The organism is Leptothoe sp. EHU-05/26/07-4 (assembly GCF_043421015.1).
Classification (GTDB): Bacteria; Cyanobacteriota; Cyanobacteriia; order Phormidesmidales; family Phormidesmidaceae; genus Leptothoe; species Leptothoe turfae.
This window is the reverse complement of record NZ_JAXSQV010000006.1, coordinates 219,744-244,490: the sequence shown is the minus strand read 5'-3', so window position 1 is coordinate 244,490 and position 24,747 is coordinate 219,744. Positions and strand designations below refer to the sequence as shown.

General features: G+C 47.2%; 24 protein-coding genes and 1 tRNA gene. 11 read left to right on the top strand and 14 right to left on the bottom strand.

Features of this window, described 5'->3' with window-relative positions; translation table 11 throughout:
* Positions 1-768 precede the first annotated feature (768 nt).
* Positions 769-1,851 carry a photosystem II q(b) protein gene (gene psbA, locus U2F10_RS23065; RefSeq protein WP_499061559.1) on the bottom strand — a complete coding sequence of 361 codons (1,083 nt, stop codon included), beginning with the start codon at positions 1,849-1,851 and terminating at the stop codon, positions 769-771.
* Positions 1,852-2,188: 337 nt separating this feature from the next.
* Here psbA and cofG point away from each other — a divergent pair, with 337 nt between their 5' ends.
* On the top strand, positions 2,189-3,172 hold the full coding sequence (cofG, locus tag U2F10_RS23060) for a 7,8-didemethyl-8-hydroxy-5-deazariboflavin synthase subunit CofG (RefSeq protein ID WP_499061560.1): 984 nt from the start codon (positions 2,189-2,191) through the stop codon (positions 3,170-3,172).
* Positions 3,173-3,225: 53 nt separating this feature from the next.
* On the opposite strand, the gene U2F10_RS23055 is transcribed toward cofG, so the two are convergent.
* The gene (locus U2F10_RS23055) at positions 3,226-4,446 is read right to left on the bottom strand and encodes a type IV pilus twitching motility protein PilT (RefSeq protein ID WP_163665690.1); all 1,221 of its coding nucleotides are present in this window, start codon (positions 4,444-4,446) and stop codon (positions 3,226-3,228) included.
* A gap of 305 nt (positions 4,447-4,751) precedes the next feature.
* On the opposite strand from U2F10_RS23055, the gene rpsB reads away from it, so the two are divergent.
* The 4 genes from rpsB to recG all read left to right on the top strand — a co-directional run bounded on the left by rpsB (position 4,752) and on the right by recG (position 10,442).
* The gene (gene rpsB, locus U2F10_RS23050; RefSeq protein WP_490794402.1) at positions 4,752-5,624 is read left to right on the top strand and encodes a 30S ribosomal protein S2; all 873 of its coding nucleotides are present in this window, start codon (positions 4,752-4,754) and stop codon (positions 5,622-5,624) included.
* Positions 5,625-5,772: 148 nt separating this feature from the next.
* A complete protein-coding gene (gene tsf / locus U2F10_RS23045) occupies positions 5,773-6,543 on the top strand; it encodes a translation elongation factor Ts (RefSeq protein WP_163665694.1) in 771 nt (256 codons plus the stop codon).
* A gap of 237 nt (positions 6,544-6,780) precedes the next feature.
* Entirely contained in the window at positions 6,781-7,956 is a 1,176-nt protein-coding gene (locus tag U2F10_RS23040) for a hypothetical protein (protein ID WP_163665696.1), read from the top strand.
* Positions 7,956-10,442: an ATP-dependent DNA helicase RecG gene (recG, locus tag U2F10_RS23035; protein WP_499873370.1), complete on the top strand. Its 2,487-nt coding sequence runs from the start codon at positions 7,956-7,958 to the stop codon at positions 10,440-10,442. Before U2F10_RS23040 ends, recG begins: the two co-directional genes overlap by 1 nt.
* Positions 10,443-10,531: 89 nt before the next feature.
* On the opposite strand, the gene U2F10_RS23030 is transcribed toward recG, so the two are convergent.
* Both U2F10_RS23030 and U2F10_RS23025 read right to left on the bottom strand, forming a co-directional pair.
* Positions 10,532-10,741: a DUF1049 domain-containing protein gene (locus tag U2F10_RS23030; protein WP_163665700.1), complete on the bottom strand. Its 210-nt coding sequence runs from the start codon at positions 10,739-10,741 to the stop codon at positions 10,532-10,534.
* Positions 10,742-11,139: 398 nt separating this feature from the next.
* The gene (locus tag U2F10_RS23025) at positions 11,140-12,072 is read right to left on the bottom strand and encodes an ABC transporter ATP-binding protein (protein WP_250565005.1); all 933 of its coding nucleotides are present in this window, start codon (positions 12,070-12,072) and stop codon (positions 11,140-11,142) included.
* An 87-nt stretch (positions 12,073-12,159) separates the two neighbouring features.
* On the opposite strand from U2F10_RS23025, the gene U2F10_RS23020 reads away from it, so the two are divergent.
* The 4 genes from U2F10_RS23020 (at position 12,160) to kaiC (ending at position 15,709) form a co-directional block, all read left to right on the top strand.
* A tRNA-Arg gene (locus tag U2F10_RS23020) sits at positions 12,160-12,233 on the top strand.
* A gap of 348 nt (positions 12,234-12,581) precedes the next feature.
* Positions 12,582-13,433, top strand: coding sequence for a circadian clock protein KaiA (locus U2F10_RS23015; protein ID WP_250565578.1), 852 nt, complete (start codon positions 12,582-12,584; stop codon positions 13,431-13,433).
* A 77-nt stretch (positions 13,434-13,510) separates the two neighbouring features.
* The gene (gene kaiB, locus U2F10_RS23010) at positions 13,511-13,813 is read left to right on the top strand and encodes a circadian clock protein KaiB (protein WP_006516811.1); all 303 of its coding nucleotides are present in this window, start codon (positions 13,511-13,513) and stop codon (positions 13,811-13,813) included.
* A 339-nt stretch (positions 13,814-14,152) separates the two neighbouring features.
* Positions 14,153-15,709, top strand: coding sequence for a circadian clock protein KaiC (kaiC, locus tag U2F10_RS23005; protein WP_163665709.1), 1,557 nt, complete (start codon positions 14,153-14,155; stop codon positions 15,707-15,709).
* A gap of 54 nt (positions 15,710-15,763) precedes the next feature.
* Here kaiC and U2F10_RS23000 read toward each other — a convergent pair whose 3' ends face one another.
* Positions 15,764-16,510, bottom strand: coding sequence for a hypothetical protein (locus U2F10_RS23000; RefSeq protein WP_499873369.1), 747 nt, complete (start codon positions 16,508-16,510; stop codon positions 15,764-15,766).
* Between the two features lie 243 nt (positions 16,511-16,753).
* Between U2F10_RS23000 and U2F10_RS22995 the strand changes: the two genes are divergently transcribed.
* Positions 16,754-17,092 carry a c-type cytochrome gene (locus tag U2F10_RS22995; protein WP_499867806.1) on the top strand — a complete coding sequence of 113 codons (339 nt, stop codon included), beginning with the start codon at positions 16,754-16,756 and terminating at the stop codon, positions 17,090-17,092.
* A 21-nt stretch (positions 17,093-17,113) separates the two neighbouring features.
* Positions 17,114-18,040, top strand: a complete 927-nt coding sequence (locus U2F10_RS22990; protein WP_163665713.1) for an NAD(+) kinase — start codon at positions 17,114-17,116, stop codon at positions 18,038-18,040.
* A gap of 109 nt (positions 18,041-18,149) precedes the next feature.
* Here the strand turns inward: U2F10_RS22990 and U2F10_RS22985 are convergent, their stop codons facing one another.
* From U2F10_RS22985 to U2F10_RS22945, 9 genes are all read right to left on the bottom strand, one after another.
* Positions 18,150-18,638: an SH3 domain-containing protein gene (locus U2F10_RS22985; RefSeq protein ID WP_163665715.1), complete on the bottom strand. Its 489-nt coding sequence runs from the start codon at positions 18,636-18,638 to the stop codon at positions 18,150-18,152.
* A gap of 115 nt (positions 18,639-18,753) precedes the next feature.
* A complete protein-coding gene (locus U2F10_RS22980) occupies positions 18,754-20,268 on the bottom strand; it encodes a Ycf46 family AAA ATPase (RefSeq protein ID WP_163665717.1) in 1,515 nt (504 codons plus the stop codon).
* Positions 20,269-20,281: 13 nt separating this feature from the next.
* Positions 20,282-20,788, bottom strand: a complete 507-nt coding sequence (locus U2F10_RS22975; RefSeq protein ID WP_499873368.1) for a YceD family protein — start codon at positions 20,786-20,788, stop codon at positions 20,282-20,284.
* 81 nt (positions 20,789-20,869) lie between these two features.
* Positions 20,870-21,391, bottom strand: coding sequence for a Jag family protein (locus tag U2F10_RS22970; RefSeq protein ID WP_163665721.1), 522 nt, complete (start codon positions 21,389-21,391; stop codon positions 20,870-20,872).
* Between the two features lie 55 nt (positions 21,392-21,446).
* Entirely contained in the window at positions 21,447-22,733 is a 1,287-nt protein-coding gene (gene yidC, locus U2F10_RS22965) for a membrane protein insertase YidC (RefSeq protein ID WP_163665723.1), read from the bottom strand.
* Positions 22,734-22,981: 248 nt separating this feature from the next.
* Entirely contained in the window at positions 22,982-23,371 is a 390-nt protein-coding gene (locus tag U2F10_RS22960; protein WP_006516821.1) for a PH domain-containing protein, read from the bottom strand.
* Entirely contained in the window at positions 23,361-23,741 is a 381-nt protein-coding gene (gene rnpA, locus U2F10_RS22955) for a ribonuclease P protein component (RefSeq protein WP_163665727.1), read from the bottom strand. Before rnpA ends, U2F10_RS22960 begins: the two co-directional genes overlap by 11 nt.
* 27 nt (positions 23,742-23,768) lie before the next feature.
* On the bottom strand, positions 23,769-23,906 hold the full coding sequence (rpmH, locus tag U2F10_RS22950) for a 50S ribosomal protein L34 (protein WP_006516823.1): 138 nt from the start codon (positions 23,904-23,906) through the stop codon (positions 23,769-23,771).
* A 96-nt stretch (positions 23,907-24,002) separates the two neighbouring features.
* Positions 24,003-24,608 carry a DUF2808 domain-containing protein gene (locus U2F10_RS22945; protein ID WP_163696374.1) on the bottom strand — a complete coding sequence of 202 codons (606 nt, stop codon included), beginning with the start codon at positions 24,606-24,608 and terminating at the stop codon, positions 24,003-24,005.
* Positions 24,609-24,747: the final 139 nt, after the last annotated feature.

The following is a 24,747-nucleotide window of genomic DNA, read 5'->3' as shown; positions in this document are numbered from 1 at the left end:
ATCCGCTGTATAAAGCTAGTCGATACAAGAAAAACCGATGATATTACCAGATTGTCTCCATTTCTTGTATCGACTAGCAACAAGTCGATATAAACCGTGATTATAGGCACAACACGTCCATTGGTCCTGCGTTATCGTATGAGTAGAAGATGCTGAAATATCCTATCAAATCAGCTTACACAGGAAACCTATGGCTAGTATATCCTCCACTCTATTTAGCTCTGAAGATACGAATGTATGGTTAAGCTTGCAGCGAGCTATATGTAGTAGTACCGGGTTCCAGAGATGGAAGTCCGAACTACCAGCTGACACCTTGGATAAAACTCCACTAGAGCAATTGGTAAGACGATATCTGCGAGAGACCTTAGAAACTCTTGCTTATTAAGCTAAAGACAAAAGCTTAGTGAATTTACAGAGCGTCTCTTGATGTATTTTCAATCTAAACGCTTTGACCAGCACTGATTAAACATTAGCCATAAAGGGAGGTTTAGTAACCTCCCTTTTTTAGTAACAAGCATATCTACTTATCGAACATCGATGAATGCATATCTCCAAATGAGAAGCGACGCCAACAGCACTTTGCTTTGACCATAGCTGTCTGTTTCCAGCTAACGTTTCAGCAATCACTTATAGCCTAATGAAATAGGCTTGCCAAGTTGTCAGTCTCAAACAAAACAAGAATTGCGTATCTATCCCCTTAAAAAATCAAAGGCCCCCATCCGAAGATAGAGGCCCTTTTGACTAGACTAGGTTACAAAACCACGACGACTACGCGTTGATGGAAGGAGCAACCATAGCAACAGGAGCCGCTTCACCAGCCGCCAAGTCTAGAGGGAAGTTGTGAGCATTACGCTCGTGCATTACTTCCATACCTAGGTTGGCACGGTTGATCACGTCAGCCCAAGTGCTGACGACACGACCCTGAGAGTCGATGATGGACTGGTTGAAGTTGAATCCGTTCAGGTTGAACGCCATCGTGGAGATACCTAGGGCAGTGAACCAGATACCGATGACGGGCCAAGCACCCAAGAAGAAGTGCAAGGAACGGCTGTTGTTGAAGGATGCGTACTGGAAGATCAAACGACCGAAATAGCCGTGGGCTGCAACGATGTTGTATGTCTCTTCTTCCTGACCAAACTTGTATCCATAGTTCTGGGACTCAGTCTCAGTGGTCTCACGAACCAAGGAGGACGTTACCAGAGAACCATGCATTGCGGAGAACAAGGACCCCCCGAAGACACCCGCCACACCGAGCATGTGGAAGGGGTGCATCAGGATGTTGTGCTCAGCTTGGAAAACAAGCATGAAGTTGAAGGTACCGGAAATACCCAGAGGCATACCATCCGAGAAAGAACCCTGACCGATGGGGTAGATCAAGAACACTGCAGATGCGGCTGCTACAGGAGCAGAGTAAGCAACACAGATCCAAGGACGCATTCCCAAGCGGTAGGACAGTTCCCACTCACGACCCATGTAGCAGAAGACGCCAATGAGGAAGTGGAAAATAACCAGCTGGTAAGGGCCACCGTTATACAACCACTCATCTAGAGAAGCAGCTTCCCAGATGGGGTAGAAGTGTAGACCGATAGCGTTGGAAGAAGGAATAACCGCACCGGAAACGATGTTGTTACCCAGAATCAAAGACCCAGCAACGGGCTCACGGATACCGTCGATGTCAACGGGAGGAGCCGCGATGAAGGCGATGACGAAACAAGTCGTGGCAGCGAGTAGTGTGGGGATCATCAGCACACCAAACCAACCTACATAGAGGCGGTTCTCAGTGCTAGTAACCCACTCACAAAACTGATCCCACAGATTAGCGCTAGAGCGCTGCTGTAGAGTAGTTGTCATGATTTTATGAATCCTATAAATATTGTCGAGGTACGACAGTAGGCAATTAGCCCACATATACATGCTAAAAGAAATAACTATTTTTGTAAACTTTCTAATCGTGAGAGAATTTTAAAAGTCGGCGTCTGAATGCCTTATTGATGGGCTTGCATATTGAAAGTCAATTCACCAAGGTCGCTGAGACAGAAGGATCTACAAACATTTCACTCCTTACGCCCCCGGTTCTAACAGAGTATGTAAGTTAGCCTGTACGGCGGGTAAGACAGTCTACTTTTAGATTCTAAGGCTTGAAGTAATTGCTCATTTTTTGTAACGATTAGCAAAGAGGATAGTCACGTTGAGCCTGACCATCACCTATAGTCCGGCATACACTCTAGTCCCGACATATGAGTGCTTCAATCAATGTAGTTACTGTAATTTTCGAGTCCAGCCAGGCTCTGATATATGGTTGAGTCTTCCTAGGGCACGGGCTATGCTCCAAGAATTAGATGCCATTGAAATATTAATTCTGAGCGGAGAAGTTCATCCCAAAAGTTCACGTCGTCGAACCTGGTTAGACCGCATATATGATCTTTGCCACTTAGCCATTGCAGAAGGATTCTTACCCCATACCAATGTCGGCCCCCTTAGCTTTGAAGAAATGAAAAGGCTCAAGCAGGTGAATGTTTCAATGGGGCTGATGCTGGAGCAGCTCACACCTACTTTGTTGGATAACGTTCACCATCATGCCCCAAGTAAACGACCAGCAGTCAGGCTAGAGCAACTAATGTGGGCAGGACAGTTGCAAATTCCCTTTACGACTGGACTTCTTTTAGGCATCGGTGAAACGGAAACAGATTGGGAAGAAACACTGGTTGCGATCGCAACCCTCCACAACCAGTACGGTCATATCCAAGAAGTTATTCTTCAACCCCATCAGCCTGGCGAACGCCAGACCCAACTCGCTCTTCCCTGTGACGACAACATGTTAATCCGTGCTGTCCATATCACTCGTCAGATTTTGCCAGAGGACATTACGATTCAGATCCCACCGAATCTAGTGCAGTCAACTCAAACGCTCTTAGCGTGCCTAAAGGCTGGAGCAAGAGATTTAGGCGGCATTGGACCACTAGATGAAGTCAACCCCACCTATCATCACAAAACTCTGTCGACACTCACAGCCCAGCTACAGACCCAAAACTACAGCTTGACGCCACGTTTGCCCGTCTACTCACAATATGACAGCTGGCTTCCTGCGAACCTTCAACAAAAAGTCCAGTCATGGCGAACACGACTGGACTCACGGAAGACTCTAAATATCCAACGAAATTGTGAAGCGTGAGCTGAACCAAAGCTACTCACATCAAATAAAGATGAATGAGTATCCTGTCGACTCTAAATCCGACCACGCAACATCTGCGCCATCTCATTTTGACGAGGTGACATCTCTAAAGCAGTCTCCTCAGTAATACGTCCCGACTCATATAGAGAGTAAAGGGATTGATTCATGGTGCACATACCATCAAAACTACATTTTGGTAGCAGAGCCTCTACCTCATCCAGCTGACCTCGCTGAATATAATCTTTAATGGCATCGGTGTTGATCAGAATTTCATGGAAAGCCGCTCGCTTACCATCGGTCGTACGACATAGCCCTTGAGCCACAACCGCCACCAAAGATTCAGCAATTGAGATGCGCACCGCACTCTGCTGTTCCGGTTCGTACATGCCTAAAATACGCTCAACCGTCTTTACCGCACTGTTGGTATGCAGGGTACCAAATACAAGGTGACCTGTTTGAGCTGCTTTCAACGCAATATCTACAGTTTCGCGATCGCGAATCTCACCAATCAGAATGACATCTGGATCTTCCCGAAGCGATGCCTTAAGAGCATTCTTAAACTCCAGCGTGTGAATCCCCACTTCTCGCTGCTTGATTAAGGACATACGACTCGCATGGACAAATTCCACCGGGTCCTCAATGGTGATAATGTTCTTCGGCATATCCGTATTGATGTAGTCAATCATCGCAGCCAGCGATGTTGACTTACCCGACCCAGTGGGACCAGTCACCAAAACCAGACCTTTGTGATAGTGGCAAATATCCTTTAAGACTACTGGCAAGCTCAGCTGATCAAGCGTGAGAATCTTCACCGGAATCAGACGCATCACCAAGGAAGGCCCACGCAGTGTATTAAATATGTTGATGCGTACACGCGTGAAGTCAAAATGAGCTGCCCCGTCAAAATCCATCGTTTGTTTAAAGTCTTGGATTTGATCGGGCTTTAGGACCTCAGATAGCCATGCGTAGAATGTGGCTTCGTCAGTGGCAGGATAGTCTGTGGTTTCAATTTCGCCCCGGTTCCGAAAACGAGGCACTTCCCCCACACCCAGATGCACATCAGAAAAACCTTTATCAAAGGCCTCACGAACGATACGCTCTAGGGTTACGCCACCGCCGACTCTGACGCCACCAGCAGACTTTGGCATTGGGGGCGGTGCCGCTGAACGTGCACCACCAGCTCTACCCATTCCCGGCGGTGGGGGTGGTGCAACCCGCTTAGGTGGAGGCGGCGGAACAGACGGCATTGAAGCAGAGCGTTGTTGATCAGTCATAAAGCACCAAAAGCCTTCAGTTAACGACGGGCAACATCAAAGCAACATGTCTGTGCCACTTTACGTTGCAGACACACTTACCCATCATCCACAGACTACCCAAAATTGCAACTTCCAATAGCAGGCAAAGAGACTGACATGATTCAAGAAGTCAGCAACTTGCTGTGTTACCCTAGTTTAGCTGTCAAAAAATTCACACACTTGGATATTTCGGGTGTTTCAGTCAAAGTCAGGTGAAGTAAAACCTACACTTAACGACTGAAATGCGCACCAGGTGGAGGTTTAACCCGAAAGGAGAGAATTAAATGCCTGTTGTAACATTGGCTCAACTGCTTGAGTCAGGGGTTCATTTTGGTCATCAGACCCGCCGTTGGAACCCTAAAATGGATCGGTATATTTTTACCGCACGTAACGGTGTACATATTATTGACCTAGTCCAGACGGCTCAGCTGCTCGATAACGCTTATTCCTTCGTACGGACTTCAGCAGAGAAAGGTCAGAAGTTTTTGTTTGTGGGCACTAAGCGCCAAGCTGCCGGAATTGTCGCTGAAGAAGCCAGACGTTGTGGGTCTTACTACATCAACCAGCGTTGGTTAGGTGGAATGCTAACCAACTGGACCACCATTAAAACACGTGTAGAGCGTCTCAAAGAGCTAGAGCGCATGCAAGAGACAGGAGCTCTAGCTCTACGCCCGAAAAAAGAAGCTGCTGTTTTGCGTCGTGAACTCGAGAAGCTTCAAAAATATCTGGGTGGTATTAAGCTGATGCGGCGTCTGCCAGACGTAGTCATCATGGTTGACATCAAGCGTGAATATAACGCAGTGCAAGAGTGTCAGAAATTAGGGATTCCAATTGTGTCACTATTGGATACCAACTGTGATCCCGATGTGGTTGATATTCCAATTCCCGGCAACGATGATGCCATTCGTTCAATCAAGTTAATTCTAGGTAGCTTAGCGAATGCCATCTATGAGGGTTCCCATGGTCAGGCACCGCAGGACAATAGTGATGAAGGCGACATTTACGCCGACTATCCAAGTGCCGAAGAAGACTATGATTATGATGCAGCCGATATTCCCAATGCTGGAGACGCTCCTACAGCAGATGAAGTACCAGCAGCACCTGCGGCAGATGAAGTGCTAGCAGCACCTGCCGCAGATGAAGCAGAGAGCGAATAACACGCTGTAGGCTTTTGCATTACATATAGCAGCTGATCCCCACCATAGGTTCAGCTGTTGATGCTTTAGGCGCAGGTCTTAACATTGGCAAAAAGCTTGTTCTGTCAAAATATTTTTTCAAAGTAGAGCATTAGTGTAGGAGGAGATAATGGCAGGCATTTCTGCAAAGCAAGTAAAAGAGCTGCGTGATACTACTGGCGCAGGCATGATGGACTGTAAAAAAGCCCTCCAAGCATCGGACGGTGATCTACAGAAGGCCATTGAGTGGCTCCGTCAGAAAGGTATTACTTCAGCGGCTAAGAAGGAAGGCCGAGTTGCGGCAGAAGGTCTAGTGGAAAGTTACATCCACACCGGTGGTCGTGTGGGTGTCCTTGTGGAAATCAACTGCGAAACAGACTTCGTTGCCCGTCGGGAAGAGTTCAAGACTCTAGCACGCGACATTGCTATGCAGATAGCAGCATGCCCTAACGTTGAAGTTGTTAGAACCAGCGATATTCCTCAAGATTCCATTGACCGCGAGCGGGAAATTGAAATGGGTCGCGAGGATCTTGCTAAGAAACCTGAAAACATCCGCGCCAAGATCGTAGATGGTCGTATTGAAAAGCGTCTCAAAGAACAATCTTTATTAGACCAGCCCTTCATTAAGGATCAAAACATCACTATTGAAGAGTTGATCAAACAGTTAGTGGCAACTCTAGGTGAAAATATCCAGGTTCGCCGTTTCTCACGATTCACTCTAGGTGAAGGTATTGAGAAGAAAGAGGAAAACTTTGCAGCAGAAGTCGCTGCTCAAACAGGTCAAAAGAAAGAGGAGAAGCCTGCTGAAGCAGCAGCTCCTAAAGCGGAAGCTAAAGACGAGAAGCCTACTGAAACTGCTCCTAAAACAGCAAAGAAGAAAGGCAAAAAGAAAAAGAAATAGTCCTCTTCTGTGTGGATAATTTTTTTCTAAATCGGTATGGCAAGCCCAAGTGCTTGCCTGCCTTTTTTATATCTTTCCATTGGCTAGGGGCAAGTACTTATAGCACCTCAGATGTCAGTATTTATGAATTAGGCAAATGGCTCTGAAATATTAGAACATTTGTCATAGCGCCTATACTGGGATTTACGGCATTGTAATGCCGTTCTACATCACGTTTTTTGTCTAATATCTGCGCTAATGGGTAACGCAAGTGGTCATATTGAACAGCAGCTTTCCAAGCTTCAGACGCAAACTGCTGATATTGCCACTGAGCTTGAAGGCTTAATCGATAAATATTTACAAGTTTTAAGTCAGGCAAGCAAACGCCAGCTAATATTAGCGGCTTATCATATTTGTACGCAGGTTTATCCTGAGAGTTTTTTAGAACTGAGCTTGTCCCAACGTGATCGTTTACAGCACAAGCTGCGCGAGTTGGGCAATCGCATTCACACTCACCTACAGGACAAATGGGCTACAGCAAAGCGCCTGAGCTTACAACCAGCAGAGGAAGATGGCCTCGCCGTCATTCGGCAATTATTTTTAGAAGCAGCTTCTGCCAGAGAGCAATCAGAATCAACGCCTAAAACCAGCCCCTCAGCAGCTGATACAGTTGAGGACCAAGAACATCACACACACCCTGGCAAATCACCCCAAACACAGCGATCTCAAGCAAAACTCTTAGCCGATATTCGTTCACTCATGGATAGTGAGCGTTTAGAGGAGTCACAGCCAGAAACCGAACCGTCAGGACCACTACAACCTGCACAAATCATGCGGCGGCAAATTTTAATTGAGAAAGCTATTCGAGATGTGCTCAAGGCAGTCTCCGAGAAGGCAAATGAGCTTTTGCGAACAGCAAATGTAATGCCAGAGATCCCCCATGCATTGTTAGCGGCGACGTCAGAGTCAGAACGTCTAGGCCATATCCCCATGAAAACACCTAATTTGGTCAGACTATCGATCAAGATCCTGCACGAACCCGAGAAAAGTAGATTTTCAAAGAGTGATGGCGAGCCTGACGAAGGTGAAGATCATAAGCTCGATGAGCAGTGGGCTGACGCTGAGATTGCCGCCGCTATTATTACTGGCGAAGACACATCAGACCAAGATTCAGATGGGGACGAAAATCGTTCTGAAGCATCTATATCGATGCCTCAATTTCTCCAGTTAGAGTCTCTGCCCGATTTTGTCATGATTCATTTACGGCTCTCGGAAATTGAATTTGCGGAGACGAACGTCGCACTTTGGCGAAGCCATATTCGGAAGAAAATGGCGCATCTGAAACGTGTTGGCCATGCCTATAAGGATGCTGAACGACAGCTTGCGATCGCACAAGCCGAAGACGCCTGGAGAGCTAGCTGGACCAACGACTAATGGCTGATCAGCCCGACTGGATCCGTCTGCAAAAGGCACTGAGTGTCGAAGCTGAAGCGGGGTTCAATGACCTGCAAGGCCATCAAAAACGATTTAGCGAATTTTTGCGAGATAGCTTACGCAAGGTCCCCAGCAGTCTGCCTGCCATTGACCAAGAACGCTGGCGTAATCTCTCGGAAGACTTCGATAAATATAGCGCCCTCAGCTTTGCCCAACGGCAGCATCTGGTGGCCAACACTCGACGGTTTTTACAGCAGAGTCGTCAACTATTAGAAAAGCCCAGCCCTAAGGCTAGTGAAGCGGTCGGTCGTCCATCATCAAGATCCAACCAACGCCCTAAAACCAAATCCTTAATTACTCAGACACCGAGCTTACCTCGCTCAGGCCATCCCCTAGATCAGCCCATCACTTATCTCAAAGGCATCGGCCCCAAGAATAGCGAACGACTCGCAAAGTTAGGGCTGTATACCGTCCGGGATGTGCTCTATTACTATCCTCGCGACCATCTAGACTATGCCCGCCAGGTCAAAATTCGAGATCTTAAAGCGGGTGACACCGTGACGATTGTGGGCACCGTGCGGCGTTGCAATTGCTTCAATAGTCCTCGCAATGCAAAACTGACGATTTTTGAACTCAGTCTCTACGACGGCACTGGCACCCTCAAACTCAATCGATTCTTGGCCGGAGCGCGCTTTCGTAACCGAGCTTGGCAAGAACGGCAAAAGCGTCTCTACCCAGTCGGCTCTACATTAGCTGCCTCGGGCTTGGTAAAAAAAGGAAAATATGGCATCACCTTAGACGATCCAGACCTGGAGGTACTCGGAGATACCCAGGAAGCCATTGACTCCGACACGGTAGGTCGCGTGGTCCCTGTATATCCCCTGACAGAAGGTGTGCCTGCCCCACTGGTCCGTAAGGCAGTGGTCGCTGCCTTGCCCGCCGCTATAGAAATTCGAGAGCCGTTTCCCACTGCGCTGCGGGAGCAACATGGTTTGATTCAACTAACGGTGGCAATTGCGCACATTCACTTTCCACCCGATAGTGAGGCTCTGGCAATTGCCCGCCGCCGTCTGGTGTTTGATGAATTCTTCTATTTGCAATTAGGTCTGCTGTCCCGTCGCAAACAGCAACAGGCTCACACTCAAATTCACATGGCCCCTACTGGTGAGCTGATCGATCAGTTCTATGGGGTACTGCCCTTTAGCCTGACAGAGGCTCAAGCTCGGGTAGTGCAGGAAATTCTGGTGGACTTGCAGCAGTCCACACCGATGAATCGACTAGTGCAGGGAGATGTGGGCTCCGGGAAAACCGTAGTGGCAGTGGTGGCAATCCTCGCAACCATTCAGGCCGGATATCAGGCAGCCCTGATGGCCCCCACAGAAGTGTTAGCAGAGCAGCACTACCGCAAGTTAGTGGAATGGTTTAACCTATTGCACTTACCCGTGGAACTGCTAACTGGTTCCACCAAAACCGCCAAGCGCCGGGAAATTCATTCCCAACTCGAAACGGGAGAACTCCCCATCCTGGTAGGAACCCATGCCTTGATCGAAGATCCTGTGAAATTTAGTCGTTTAGGTCTTGTCACCATCGATGAGCAACATCGGTTTGGGGTAGCTCAGCGGGCTAAGCTCCAGCAAAAAGGTGATAATCCCCACGTGCTCACCCTCACGGCTACGCCTATACCGCGAACTCTAGCCCTGACATTGCATGGAGATCTGGACGTTAGCCAAATTGACGAACTCCCGCCCGGGCGTAAGCCCATTCAAACCACATTATTAGCTGGTCGAGATCGCAACCATGCCTACGATCTCATGCGACGTGAGATCACCCAAAGCCGACAAATTTACATCGTGCTACCCCTGGTTGATGAATCTGAAAAGCTGGACTTGCGTTCTGCCATCGAAGAACATCAGCGTCTGAGCGAGGTTGTTTTTCCTGAGTTCAACGTCGGTCTGCTCCATGGGCGCATGAGCTCTGCTGATAAAGATGCGGCCATTACAAAATTTCGCGATCGCCATACCCAGATCTTGGTGTCCACCACAGTGGTAGAAGTTGGGGTGGATGTGCCCAACGCCAGTGTCATGCTCATTGAACATGCTGAGCGCTTTGGTCTCTCACAACTGCATCAGCTACGGGGACGTGTAGGACGAGGGGCTGACCAATCCTATTGCCTATTGATGAGCAGTAGTAAAAGCGAAACGGCTTTGCAGCGACTGCGGGTTCTAGAACAGTCGCAAGATGGGTTCTTCATTGCTGAGATGGATCTGCGATTCCGGGGTCCTGGTGAGGTGTTAGGCACCCGTCAATCAGGACTGCCTGACTTTGCTTTGGCCAGCCTGGTGAATGATCAAGAGGTTTTGGAGCTAGCCCGGACAGCAGCAGAGCAGCTCATCCAGCAAGACTCGACTTTGGAGCAGTGGCCATTAATTAAAAAAGAGTTGAACCGTCGTTATACAAAGTTGATGGGCGGAGCGATCTTTACATAGTTCTGAATCTTGAACTTTATGAGTGTTATAACTGCTCAATTAGCAATGGATTGGGACCAACAACTCACAATTTACACCTGACAATTTCCCTACCGGCGTTTGCTTGAAAACACGGTGAGTAAACCCGCTGTGCCGACCAGGCCAGCTGCCAGGCCAATCCCTAACCACAAGCCAAACGGTAGGGCCACCGAACGAAACGCCAAAAATTGTAGGGAAATCGGGGTGGCGTTCTGTACCGACAGGATTGCGATCGCAATTACTAAAAACGCTGGAATCACCACAAGCAGAAATTTAACCATACGTTTGTTGGACAATCATGCCAACGCTACAGAGCAAACCCAACGCTATATTAACCGGGTTAGCCAGCGCTTTAAAGTAGTTCACCCTCTGCCCTGGTATGGAGGCTGAACTACGTTTAATAAATAGAAGACGGGCCTCAACATTACGCTGAGGCCCGTCCTGCAATAAATAGGTCTGTATAAAGGAAACTGCTAAAAAGTCAGTCAGAATAGAAGTTAAATTTAAGCTGCAAACGCAGTAGTCATAAGCGTTCTCTCGAACTAAATATAGACTACCCCAGTCCCCTAAGCATGCCCATGAACACCTGGTGAACTTCAATAAACCTACTTTGAAGAAAGGGTTTAATCAGACTACTCACAAGGGTTTAGGGTATTTACGATAGACAGAGTACGTATCTTCAGACTGAACGGGTCACTTCTAAGTAAATATGCTCTAAGGTGACTGGGCTGCGGGCAATGGAATCTATCGGAATGCCATCAAATTTGGCAATTAGCTCTCTGAGTTCTAATCGCTCAGGTATCCAAAACGCCAGGTGAGTGTCATAGCGGCGCATTGTAAATCCATGGTTGGCGGCTTGGGCAATGGCGGCCTCTTCATCTGCCGTCTGTAGAATCACCACCTCCTCAGCTGGAATATGGCTTCGCAGTTCCGGGAGACTCCCTTGAGCCAGTAAGCAACCCTGCTTAAGAAAACCGATGCGATCGCACAGTCGTTCTGCTTCATCAAGTAGATGAGTAGTTAGCAGCACCGTTACCCCCTGTTGCTTAAGCTGCCGAATTAAATCCCAGACCTCGTAGCGCGCTTCAATATCTAATCCGGTGGTAGGTTCATCCAGGACCACTAACTTTGGCTGATGCACAATGGCAATGGCTAAACTCAACCGTCGCTGCATACCACCGCTTAAGGAACCAACAACGCTGTTAACCCGATCTTGAAGATTGACAGCGGTCAAGCAGGTTTGGATACGTTGCGATCGCGCTGTAGATTCCAGGCCATAGATTTTGGCAAAGAATGCCAGGTTCTCCCCACAGGTAAGACTTTGGTACAGCAGGTTTTGCTGCGGCATAATCCCCAAATATGGCTTGGTTGATTCAGCAGCAGGCTGCCCAGCAATCAACACCTGCCCGTGATCGGGTCGTAATAAACCACTGAGCAAATTAATGGTTGTGGTTTTTCCAGCTCCATTAGGCCCTAACAGACCATACACTTCACCTGACTCCAACCTCAGGGTCAAAGCCGATAGTGCCTGACGCTGACCAAAAGCTTTTGATAAATTCTGAATATCCAGCACGCAGCACGCATCTTGCACACCCCCATGAGCGTATGCCATCAACACGTTTAACGTAAAGGCAAAGACAGATACGAACACAAGTGCTAATATTAAGCACGGTTCCTGGATAAACTAAGCTAGAAACGAGGGCATGTAGCTCAGCTGGATAGAGCACCAGATTCCGGTTCTGGCGGTCGGGGGTTCGAATCCCTCCATGCTCGTTGATTATGCAGTGCTCAGATCACAATAACAATGGAACACTTGTCCGTAATTATTCTTCTGAGGCAATATGTCTCCCCTAAGCGCCCTTAAGTACAGACATCTGAGGACGCCAAAAATAACTCCCAGATAAAAATACTTAAGTTTGCCATAGCTACCACTCGTAGCCTATATGCTTAGTTTTGATAAAAAGTACCTGTTAAATTTTCCTTTGACTGCAAACTTTTGTACTCATTGGCTACTCATCTCCCAATTCGCATAAAAATATAAAATATCGTCTCCATAGATAAACAATAAGCTGTTAAATAGTGCAATAAATCAATTAACATTGCGTAACATTCATCTCAATTTTGGCTGCACGCTTCCTGGTTGGAATTTATACGGCTCAGGCCTCTATGGCGGAGTCTCTCAAGAAAACGCTCACCCACAGTCCTTTTGCTATTAGTTGGAGCCAGACGCACACAGAGTTTGTGCAGTGGACCATCAGTAATCGTCATCGGATTGATTGTTTGGTTGTCCAACCTAATCAAGATGGTTGGGATTTACTACATGAGCTGTGGGAGCGTGATATTTTGCTGCCTACTTTAGTGATCTCAGCACAGGATGCTTTAGAGCAACGCACCCAGTATCACGATGCTGTTATCCAGATCAGTCCAGGTCAATTAGATACCATTGAAGACCAGGTTCACAAAGCCATCAGCCAATTTTTAAAACTGCCAGCCAACTCTAGCACTGTCGTTGATAATGAAGGTTCTCCAACAGAAAACCGGGATAATCGCATATTTCTGTTGAGCCTTCAGCAGCAGCGACTGACTGAAAAACTCCAAGAACGCTTAGGCTATTTGGGTGTGTATTACAAGCGTAATTCTCAAAATTTTGTACGCAACATGACCGTGGAGGAGCGTCATGAGTTTTTAGATCAATTGCGTCAAGACTATCGTCAAATCATCCTGAGTTATTTTTCATCGGATGACAAAAGCCTAAATCAACGTATTGATGACTACGTTAACTTAGCGTTCTTTGCTGACGTATCCATTTCTAAGGTTGTCGAAATCCATATGGAACTGATGGACAATTTTTCAAAGCAGCTCCACATGGAAGGACGTAGTGAGGAAATTTTATTGGACTATCGCTTAACCCTAATTGATGTGCTGGCCCATCTATGTGAAATGTACCGTCGCTCTATTCCACGTGAATCATAGAATCTGATTTACGCACGTCCCAATTTTATTTATGGACTCTTGTACTCCACATCTGCCACACATTCGGGAACCCTTCAATGGCCTATAAAAAGACCTACATATTAAAACTCTACGTTGCTGGCAATACCCCAAACTCTACTCGGGCACTCAAAATGCTCAACACGATCTTGGAAGAAGAGTTTCAGGGCGTTTATGCATTAAAGGTCATTGATGTCTTACAAAATCCACAGCTCGCTGAAGAAGACAAAATATTAGCGACTCCAACCTTGGCAAAAATCCTACCGCCTCCTGTTCGTAAAATCATTGGCGACCTGTCTGACCGTGAGCGCGTCCTGATCGGTCTAGACTTGCTTTATGATGAGCTCAGGGAGGATGATTAGCCTATTTTACCAAAGTAACTTATCAGTCTTAAAGTAATGTTTCGATTTTTGAGAAGCGTTGCTTATGCATTCCAGACTGGAATGTGGCAAAGGATAGAAGTGTAATGCACCAATTGGGCAACGCTCATGACACAAGCTCCTTTGCATACAGTTCACAAGCATGAAATATAGAGTTTTTGGCAATATATGCCAGTACGCACGATGTTCTTGGAGCAGAATCATCTATAGTGCTTGCTCTTGATAACTTAACCTGTTGAAATATTAGTAATGTTCTTTTCTCCCACTGTATTTTTTTACAGGCCAACTCACTATTTTTTTAACAGGTCAATTTACTAAGTTATGACTCAGTCTTCTCAAGGTGAAATCCCCTCGAATAATACCTTGGCGGGCGTAAGAAAAATTCGCACCATGATGGAAGGCTTTGATGACATCAGTCATGGTGGTCTGCCTGCCGGGCGTTCGACCCTCGTCAGTGGAACTTCAGGTACTGGTAAAACCTTGATTGCCGTACAGTTTCTATATAACGGCATCACAGATTTTGATGAACCCGGTGTATTTGTCACCTTCGAAGAGTCACCTGCCGACATCATTCAAAATGCTTGCAGCTTTGGCTGGGATCTACAGAAGCTCATTGATGATGGCAAGCTATTCATTCTGGATGCATCCCCCGATCCCGAAGGTCAAGAAATCGTAGGTAATTTCGACCTCTCAGCATTAATTGAGCGGATTCAATACGCTATTCGTAAGTACAAGGCACGACGGGTATCCATCGACTCGGTTACAGCCGTTTTTCAGCAATACGATGCAGCTGGTGTAGTCCGGCGTGAAATTTTTCGATTAGTTGCGCGTCTTAAACAAATGGGCGTGACGACTCTAATGTCAACAGAGCGCGTGGACGAGTATGGTCCCGTTGCCCGCTTTGGAGTCGAGGAATTTGTGTCAGATAACGTCGTTATTGTTCGCAATGTCCTCGAAGGGGAGCGTCGTCGCCGTACCATCGAAATTCTCAAGCTGCGGGGCACGACCCATATGAAAGGGGAATACCCTTTCACCATTACCCAAAACGGTATCAATATCTTTCCGTTGGGGGCAATGCGCCTGACTCAACGTTCATCGAATGTACGGGTCTCCTCTGGAGTCAAAGCCCTGGATGAAATGTGTGGCGGTGGATTCTTTAAGGACTCAATTATCTTGGCCACCGGGGCAACAGGGACAGGTAAAACGTTGCTGGTTAGTAAGTTCATTGAAAATGGCTGTCAGGCAAAAGAGCGTTCCATTCTTTTTGCCTACGAAGAATCTCGCGCACAGCTATCTAGAAATGCTTACTCCTGGGGCATTGACTTTGAGGAGTTAGAGCGCGCGGGACTACTCAAAATCATCTGCGCATATCCCGAATCTGCTGGACTCGAAGACCACTTGCAGATTATTAAGTCTGAGATTGCACAGTTTAAGCCCTCACGTATTGCCATCGATTCTCTGTCAGCTTTGGATCGCGGAGTCAGCAATAATTCATTCCGTCAGTTTGTCATTGGTGTAACGGGTTATGCCAAACAGGAAGAAATCACTGGTTTCTTTACAAACACTACGGAGCAGTTTATGGGCTCCCATTCCATTACTGACTCGCATATTTCCACTATCACAGACACCATCTTAATGCTGCAATATGTGGAAATACGTGGTCAAATGTCTCGGGCATTGAATGTATTCAAGATGCGGGGATCTTGGCATGACAAGGCTATCCGTGAATACACCATCAGTGCCAATGGCCCGGAAATCAAGGACTCCTTCCGTAACCTAGAGCGCATTATCAGCGGTTCACCCACTCGGGTTTCTGTGGACGAGAAGAGTGAGCTATCACGCATTATGAAAGGTGTACGGCCCAGTGATTCAGACTAGAACCCAAAAATCAATGATTTTGAATCCTGGTGCTCTCGTTGCTGGTCATAGTCATTAGGATTTAATTCCTGTGATCACCAGCTGCTCATCTAGAATTTCAATGGTTTCTAAAATGACCCCTTGTTGATCGAGCAATCCATTAAGGCGTTGCTCGATTTCGCTGGTAGAAAACCCCATCTGCTCAGCAACATCCGCCAGGGGCAGGGTAAACTGGCCTATTTTGAAGCTAAGGTCCTGATTCAGAGTAATTTTGCCGTCTTGTATTTGAGGACGGGCAACAATCCCAATGTAAATATCGCGATTGGCTAGCATAGGCACAGCACTGGTCAACTGATCCAGACTGGTCTGTAGCTCGGTAGACAATGCTTCTCGTGGCAGTTCTGACAAATTCAGCACCGCACCCGTTTCAATGAATTCGCCCTGAAGAGTTGTCTGCAACAATTGGGCATGCGCTAAAAGTTGAGCCGCCACAGGTTGACTGAGAATAGCATCGTTGACTAGCTGCGTCAGTTGAGGCTCATCTAGAGTCAGGCTAATTTCACCATTTTTGTTAGATATGTGAGACAGTTGCTGACGCATTGATGGCTGATGGGCAGTTACACCTGATGATTTACGGCGTATTACCGACTCAGAATACTGAGTCGCAGCTATATCAGTCTCTGGTGTGGATGGTGTTACTGGTGCTGCTGTTGGATTATTGTGGGGTGACACATTCGTCACACTGTACCATCCATAGGCAAAGCTGCCGCCAGCAACTGCCGATACCACCATTAGGCTCATCAATAGTGCTGCTTTTCTCATAACACGGCAAACTTGTAACCTACACTCAAATCATCCACAGTTTAGCGCCTCTGTCAGCGGAGAAAACTGATCTTAAGTTGTACCAGGCTCATTTTCCTAAGGTCGTAAACCATTACCATAGGAAGCGAATTGCTCGCCCCTTTGATTTTAATGTCGGCTTCTGTCTTTAGCTCCATATTCAGTTCAACATTCTCATGTTTACTCACGCCTTGGCGCTTATATCTAACCAGGCTTAAACGTCTCATGCCTGGTTATTTGGCTTGCTGCTTACTTGCCGCCAGCCTATGGTTTAGCACTTCAGCCATGGCGTGGGCAGACACAATAGACTCCAGAAAATTATTTGAGACTCACTGTGCCGGATGTCATCCCAATGGAGCTAATATCATTCGCCGAGGCAAAAACTTAAAGCAACGGGCTTTAAAACGTCATGGTTATGAGTCTATGGATGCGATCGCAACCCTGATTACCAATGGCAAAGGCCTGATGAGCGCCTATAGCGATCAGCTCAGCAAAGATGAAATCACTAGCCTAGCGAACTACGTCTTGGAACAAGCTGCCGTCAACTGGAAATCAGTCAAGTAACTCCTCATCCCCTCCACTACCGTGCAGCTCAACCAAGTCATCATTGTTCACAAAGCAGGTAATCAGCAAAGTAAAAGCTGGGCCGAGAAATGTGCCCAGCTCTTAGAAAAACGTGGTGCCAGTGTACTGCTTGGCCCCAGCGGCCCCAAAGATAATCCCTATCCTGTTTTTTTAGCCTCTGCCCAGCAGCCCATTGACTTAGCAATTGTGCTGGGTGGTGATGGTACAGCCCTTGCGGCAGCACGCCACTTAGCACCCGAAAAAATCCCAATTTTGGCCGTCAACATTGGTGGCCACTTAGGCTTTCTAACAGAATCATCAGATGAAATTGATGATTTCGAAAAGATTCTTGATCGGCTACAGAACGATCGTTATGCAGTGCAACAGCGTATGATGCTCCGCGCCTGCATCCACGAAGGGAATCGCAGTAATCGTGAACCCCTCAGCGAGGTATATTGGGCCCTCAATGAAATGTGTGTCAAGCCCGCTTCACCTGACCGCATGATTACCTCAATTTTAGAAATGGAAATTGATGGAGAGGTGGTTGACCAATACCAAGGAGACGGCCTTTTAATCAGCACACCTACTGGTACAACAGGCTATACAGTTGCCGCGAATGGACCCATTGTGCATCCTGGGATGGATGCCATTGTGGTCACCCCGATTTGTCCCCTGAGTTTATCCAGTCGTCCGGTGGTGATCCCATCTGGCAGTGTTGTTAGTGTTTGGCCCCTTGTCGATCCTGCCATGACCACCAAACTGTGGATGGATGGCGTCATGGCTACTTCTATTTGGCCAGGGCAACGGGTAGATATTTGGATGGCGGAACACATGGCAAAATTTGTGCTGTTGCGGCAGAACCAGTCTTATTATCAAACGTTGAGAAGCAAGCTCCAGTGGGCCGGAGCACGGATAAATTACACCAATAACCATCGGCATTCAGGGTAATCACGATAAGCGCCCGATAGAGAGGGACATCCACAAGGGAGTGCCCCTACAGGATTGTCTATTGTTAATCGGGGTTACTGAATTTGGATTTGATATAAAACTAGTCAAACTAAAGTTTTTGAGTATTCCCTTGGCCCTTAATCCAACCCTCAACACCGCTACCAGTGCGAACTTTAAACCAGCGGCCAGACTCTTCTAAAACCTCGACAGTTTCGTCATAGTCGATGCCATCAATCGTTTCATAATCCACACCTGCACCCGCACGCACCAACAAACCGGTCCCGTAGGTAACGACAACCTTATAGAGTGCTTTGGCTTCATTAGCGGGGGTCGGAGCTGTTGTTGGCTGAGGCTCAGAAGGTTGTTCGACAGCAGCCTGAGGCGCAGGTTCCGTATTGGTATCGCTCGCCTGTTGAGGCTGCGCTGGCAACTCATTTTCGTAAACCGGACGCTCTGGCAAGCTGGAAAGTTGGGTCAAGAAATAGCGGGCGGTCGCAACTCCAGCAAGAGAGATAACAAATAGCGCGATCGCGACTCCGCCAATAAACTTGAGCAGACTCACCAAAAACGCCTGGATATTAAATCGGTTGGACGCCATAGCTACTGTAGACAATCAGGGACACTCACAGAATGTCCTACGGTTATACCCTATTTTCTGTAGAAAGTTATCTCTTATTCAGATATCTAACACTAAGACCTTTTCTGATGAGGCTCTAACCGTCCAAATCCTTCATGCGATCGCTCAACATAGACTGCCGCGACGCCAGTCTAGCTTTACCTGATGCAGCCCAAGCTTGCAGAGCATCTACCTGGTCTTTAGCGGTACGGGCTAACGGCACTAACTGACTAGCCGCTTCCAGAATGTCATCTACGGTAAAATCACGATTTTGACTAAAGCCAATATGCATCGCTTCAATAATGGCTTGCTCAATTTCCGCTCCAGAAAAGTCAGGAGTTTCGTAAGCAAGGCGACGGGTATCGTAACTTTTCACATTATGGGGACGCAGCCGACTTAGATGCACATTGAAAATGGCATCTCGCTCAGCCTGACTCGGCAAACCCACAAAAAAGATTTCATCAAATCGGCCACGTCGTAATAGTTCTGGCGGTAACGCACCAATATTATTAGCTGTCGCTACCACAAACACCGGAGATGTTTTCTCGGATAGCCAGGTAATAAAGGTGCCAAAAACACGGCTTGTAGTGCCAGAATCACCACGACCCTCAAATCCAGCAAATGCTTTATCAATCTCATCGATCCAAAGCACACAAGGAGCCAACGCCTCTGCCAGCTGAATCATTTGCCGGGTACGAGACTCTGATTCGCCCACAAGACCAGCAAATAAACGCCCTACATCCAAACGCAACAAAGGCAGATGCCAATGATGGGCAATTGCCTTTGCTGTCAGAGATTTACCTGTCCCCTGAATGCCCACTAGCATCAATCCCCTGGGATGAGGCAACCCATACTGCCTTGCTCGCTCAGAGAATGAACCACCGCGCTTAATTAGCCAGTCTTTCAGATTATCCAAACCACCAATATCAGAAATTTTTTCGGTAGCAGGATAGAAGTCCAAAATCTGCGTCTGGCGAATCGTTTGACGCTTTTCTTCCAGAATTAAATCAATATCATCAGGGCTAAAGGCCCCATTGGCCGCTATCCCCCGTGCTAATACCCGACGAATGCGCTCCATTGACAGCCCCTGACAAGAACGCACGAGAGCATCTAATGCTTTAGGCCCCGGCAAACTTCCCATAGCCCCTAGCAAGGACTCTATTTCCCTACGAATTTCATCAACCGTAGGGAGTGGAAACTCCAAAACCGTCAGTAGCTCACTTAACTCATCCGGAATAGTCAACTGAGCTGACAGAATAATTATATTTTTAGGCTGAGCCTTTAGTATCCGCGCCAGGTTCCGCAGCTTTCGTGAGATAGCAATATCGTCTAGAAAACGATGAAAATCACGAAGGACTAATATAGCTGGAGCAGAAGACGATAACTTGTCAGCAAACTCTAAGGCTTGGAGTGGATTTCGACGACCAACCCCTTCATCATTGGGATTACCTCGATAGCCATCAACAAAATCCCACACATAAACAGCTCGATTACCCGTAGTAGCAGCAACCTTAGCAATCGACTCTTCAGCCCGCTCCTCTTCTCGGGTGGGAACGTACACCAACGGGTAGCGGGCTCGAATAAGTAGTCCTAACTCATCGTTAAATGCCATAAAAACTGGGTGACTAATCAGAAAGTTGTTGCTTCAAAGCAGATAAAGCTGCCCAGCGTTGATCTGTTTCAGCTGAAGCATCGTCGCTACTGGCCACCGGATTGGGAATTCCCTCACAACTTTGGTCACAGAGCTGCCGCTGAGGCATGGCTAAACATAACTGCTCATAGAGCCACTTAGCTGGCTCAAAATGGCCTTGGGGCGGCAAGGTTTCCACTAAATCGTCCAAGCTAACTTCTACCTCTTCGGCATAGGATTCAGGCTGCAGCTCCTGTAGCCAAATAAACTCTGAAGTATCAACCTGGATGCGTGCATTATAGTTTTGCAAACAACGGTGACATGTCAACGTAGCAATGGTCTCAGCCTGGGCTGAGACCTCTAAAAAATTGCCACGATGCTGAATTTGTATGCGCCCCTTAACCGGCGTTAGAGTTTCTAGATCGCTGAGATAGTCATCGACCTCTATTGTCCGAGTCTTGCTCGGATCTTTAATCAAGTGGGGAATATATATCCGTTGCATGGGCCGCTATCTAATCACTTTGAAGGGCCAAAAAAGAATCAATTAGTCCAAGGCTCAGGTGCAGCAAGATACCCTCAAGACCTACTCATCCTCTGCATTGGCAAAGTCAGCATTCGACAAAGCACGAACCACCAACCGACGGTCAGGTTCTCGGCCACGGCTAAAGGTTTCCAAGCCACCATGGGCCTTTAAGAACGTATGAACTTGCCTACGTTCAGCAGACGATAAATCAGAAACTTCATGCTCACCACCACTGGACAGCACATCTTCTGCGGCCCTTTCTGCAATTGACTTAAGTTCATCGCGACGCTGCTGACGGTAGCCATGCAGCTCAATCGTATAAGACTGCTGATTGTCAGCGTCTTGCCCAATATTCAGCACTGTATTTGCTAAATACTGAATCGCATCTAGAACACGACCTCGATCTCCTACAAGGCCGTCAATTTGAGCCTGGGTCAAAGAGGAATCATCGATAGTGAGCCAGAAGCTACTATCCCCTAGAGCATCGTCTATATGCTCACCAGTTACATCCGTCTTAACGCCTTGATGATCTAGCAATTGCGATAGCCATTGGATACCGCCTTTATCTTGCTGTTCGCCCATAAATCACTCACACCCGCTTCAGCGAATTTTATGCCAACCACAAGTGTACCTTTAGCTATCGGTTAGAGACCTTTTTTTTAGAACTACCACCAGATTTCTTATTCCCTTTAGAGCGGGAAGATGTGGCCTTGTTGGTGGACTTATTGTTCTTGGCAGATGTTTTACTAGTTGACTTAGACCGAGCAGAACTAGACTTGCCCTTATCTGCCGCTTTCTTTGCTCCAGGCTCAAATGCTAGTGGCCCACGATCAGCACTTGCTGTCTTAACTTCCTCGGCATCAACTAAAGCTTGAATATTATCAGGTAGGGGCTCTCTAGACAGGATAAATGATTGAGCTGTCTGGAAAACATTCGCCAGTACCATGTAGAGCAATACACCTGCGGGCAGGGGGAAGAACAAGAACATACCCGAGAATAATACAGGTGTCAGCTTAGTAATAGTCTCTTGCTGAGGATTATCACTGGAAGACTGACCGGACAAAAGCTGGTTGACGTAAAGGCTTACACCAAAGAACAAAATCATGCCGAGAATGTCCCAGTGGATTTCCCCTTCGTCACCGAGGGCACCAATACGCCCTAGCTCTTTGATAAACAAGAAACCTTTATTGGCAGCCAACCCTTTGACTTTTGCCTGAATAGTGACGTCACCCAGAGCTAGCGCCGTAATTTGGCCATTTTCATCAACCTTGACCAGGTCTTGCCCCTTAGTGACCTCCCAAATGGGAGTAAAGACAGCTGGATTTTCGGCATACTTGTCAGCTAACTGACTCACAGACTCACCTTCAGGGGTCTGTAAACGAATCACGGCACTATCGCCAACACCAATACGGTTACCACCGGGCAGAACTGGAGCGATGGAGAAATGCTTACCGTCGGCAATATAAAGGTTAGATTGCTTGGCGGAAAATGCTTGGGGCTGAACTTGCTCGATCGAATCTTGAGGAAGGATTTGGAGATTTACAGGATAGGTAATATCAGCAAACGGTGATCCTCGAAGTGTTGCAAATAATGCAAACAAAATAGGCATCTGCAAGACTACTGGAAAGCAGCCTGCCAATGGATTGCCAAATTCCTTGTAAACCCCGCCCATCTCCTCTTGGAGCTTGGCAGGATCGTCTTTGTAGCGCTCTTGGATTTCCTTGACCTTCTTCTGCATAAGAGGCTGGGTAATCTTCATGCGCCTCATATTGCGAATCGATCCGGCATTAAGCGGATAGAGCGCAAAGCGAATAAGAAGAGTCAAAGCCACAATGGCTAAACCGTAGCTGGGCACAATCCCATAGAAAAAATCTAGGATTGGCAGCATTATATTGTTCGTTAGAAATCCAATACCGAAATCCATGCGCGCTTACCGAGCAAATTGCATACCGAACTCTAATGTATCTGAATATTGCAGGCGTTAGGTCGATCCGCTGCAAAAAGGGTTAGTTATTTCACCCACACAAAACTATTGGAGACGGTGTTTGACCTATAAATTGACGGTTATCCCTACTTGGGGTCAGGGCAGAAAGTTATGAGCCTGTAGTTTTTATTTATGGATTTACCAGAGAAAAACTGTTATGAGCTTAAAACGTTACCCAGGAAGTTTCTCTAAGTGGGCAAACCACTAGCTTTTCTAGCTTTAGCAGAAATATGTTCAGTGATTTTGTCGTAGAGATCGCGAAAATTAGGCAGAGACCGCAACTCTAAGCGACTACCATCCTTGAGTTGCACCGCCATATCACCCCAAAGTCCCAAACCGCGAGGCACAACGGCCACACGAGTTACTTCTGAATAAATCAAATCAGTTCGGTTACGTCCCATCCAGCCCCCTGTAACCGAAATGCGACGATTGGTGATGCGATAGCGAACCCACAGAGCACGAATAATAGAGCCAACTGTAAGGGGAATGAAGACCAATGTCAGCGCCAGCACGCAGTGCAAAATTAAATCACCAATGTGGGGGCCGCCCTCGTAATACACTTCCTCTTTAATTGCCATGCAACACCTCTAGCTCTACCAATAGATTCTCTAATTCTCGCAAAAAATCGTAATATTGGCAGATTGTTGCAGCAGATCTGACATTGATCACAACCCACCAAGTTCCTTCGACCCTGGGCAGCAGGAGCCTTAGAGCCGAATGAATTTGTCGTTTGATGCGGTTACGTACAACGGCTCGCTTATGTACTTTTCGACTAATGGACACTCCAAAACAGATGCCCGTTGAAAGCTCACTTGATGAGCTTTCAACGGGCAAAGGATTTTTAAGGGCTTTAATGGCTAGACAATGACCGCTAGCTCGACGCCCTTGACGATAAACCTTAGAAAAAGAACGCGAAGCTCGCAGTCGATGTTGCTTAGGTAACGCCACAGATGCGATCGCACTCAGCTAGCCAGTCTAAACGGCCAGACGAGCACGCCCTTTCTTACGACGTGCCTGAATAACTCGACGGCCATTAGTTGTCCGCATGCGAGTACGAAAACCAGAAACGCGCTTACGCTTGCGAGATGTACCGCCGAGGGTGCGCTTAGTCATGGCGATTGCTCCTAAGTCTGCTCAAACAAAATACTACTTGCGCCATTCAGCGCGGTTTCTGATAGTAACACGTTAGAGCCAACCCTGAAAAGCGATCTAGTCTTGATAAGCGATCAACATTTCCCAGGTACCAATATAGGTGGCCAGATCATTACCCCGAGGAATTACCTGCAGATTGACACGTTGCATCAACGCACGGTTAGGATTGCGAACCTTTTCAAAATCGATCACGAAAGACGTATTAGCAGGAATATCCTCAGCAAGGTAAATCTCAATTTTGTCTAGATCGTCAGACAAATCATTGGCTCCACTGAAAACACGATCGTCCCAGAGCACCTCATCAACCGCAATTTCCTCACCAACGTCATCAATGCGACCATATCGGACTTTAATTCTATCTAAATCAATACGACCTCTATGGCGAGAAAATGCCTCCGGGACGGTCACAACCAATGCAGAAACAGCAGAATCAATTTTATCGCCCTTCACCTCTAACCGGTAACTAGCACGAGTATTACGGCGAGTATTATTATTCAGACTATAGTTAAGGCGATAGCGTGACTCAACACCACCAATGATGTTAAGTCCATCGGAGTCATAAATATCTTGCTGGGCCAAGGTAGGCACATTCACCCCTACTACAGCGGCTGCCGACATCGCTAAGCCGACTAAGCCCAAGCGGATCAACTGTTTCAGTGCCATTTTTCAACTCCTCAAGCTCACATTATTAAAGCAGAACTGACCTAGAACTATCATGCAGATGAGCCCAATGCTTCAAGACAAGGGACGGTTTGCATGATTGGTCCCGTTAGCCAGAACAGATGCAGATGTTACAGCAAGC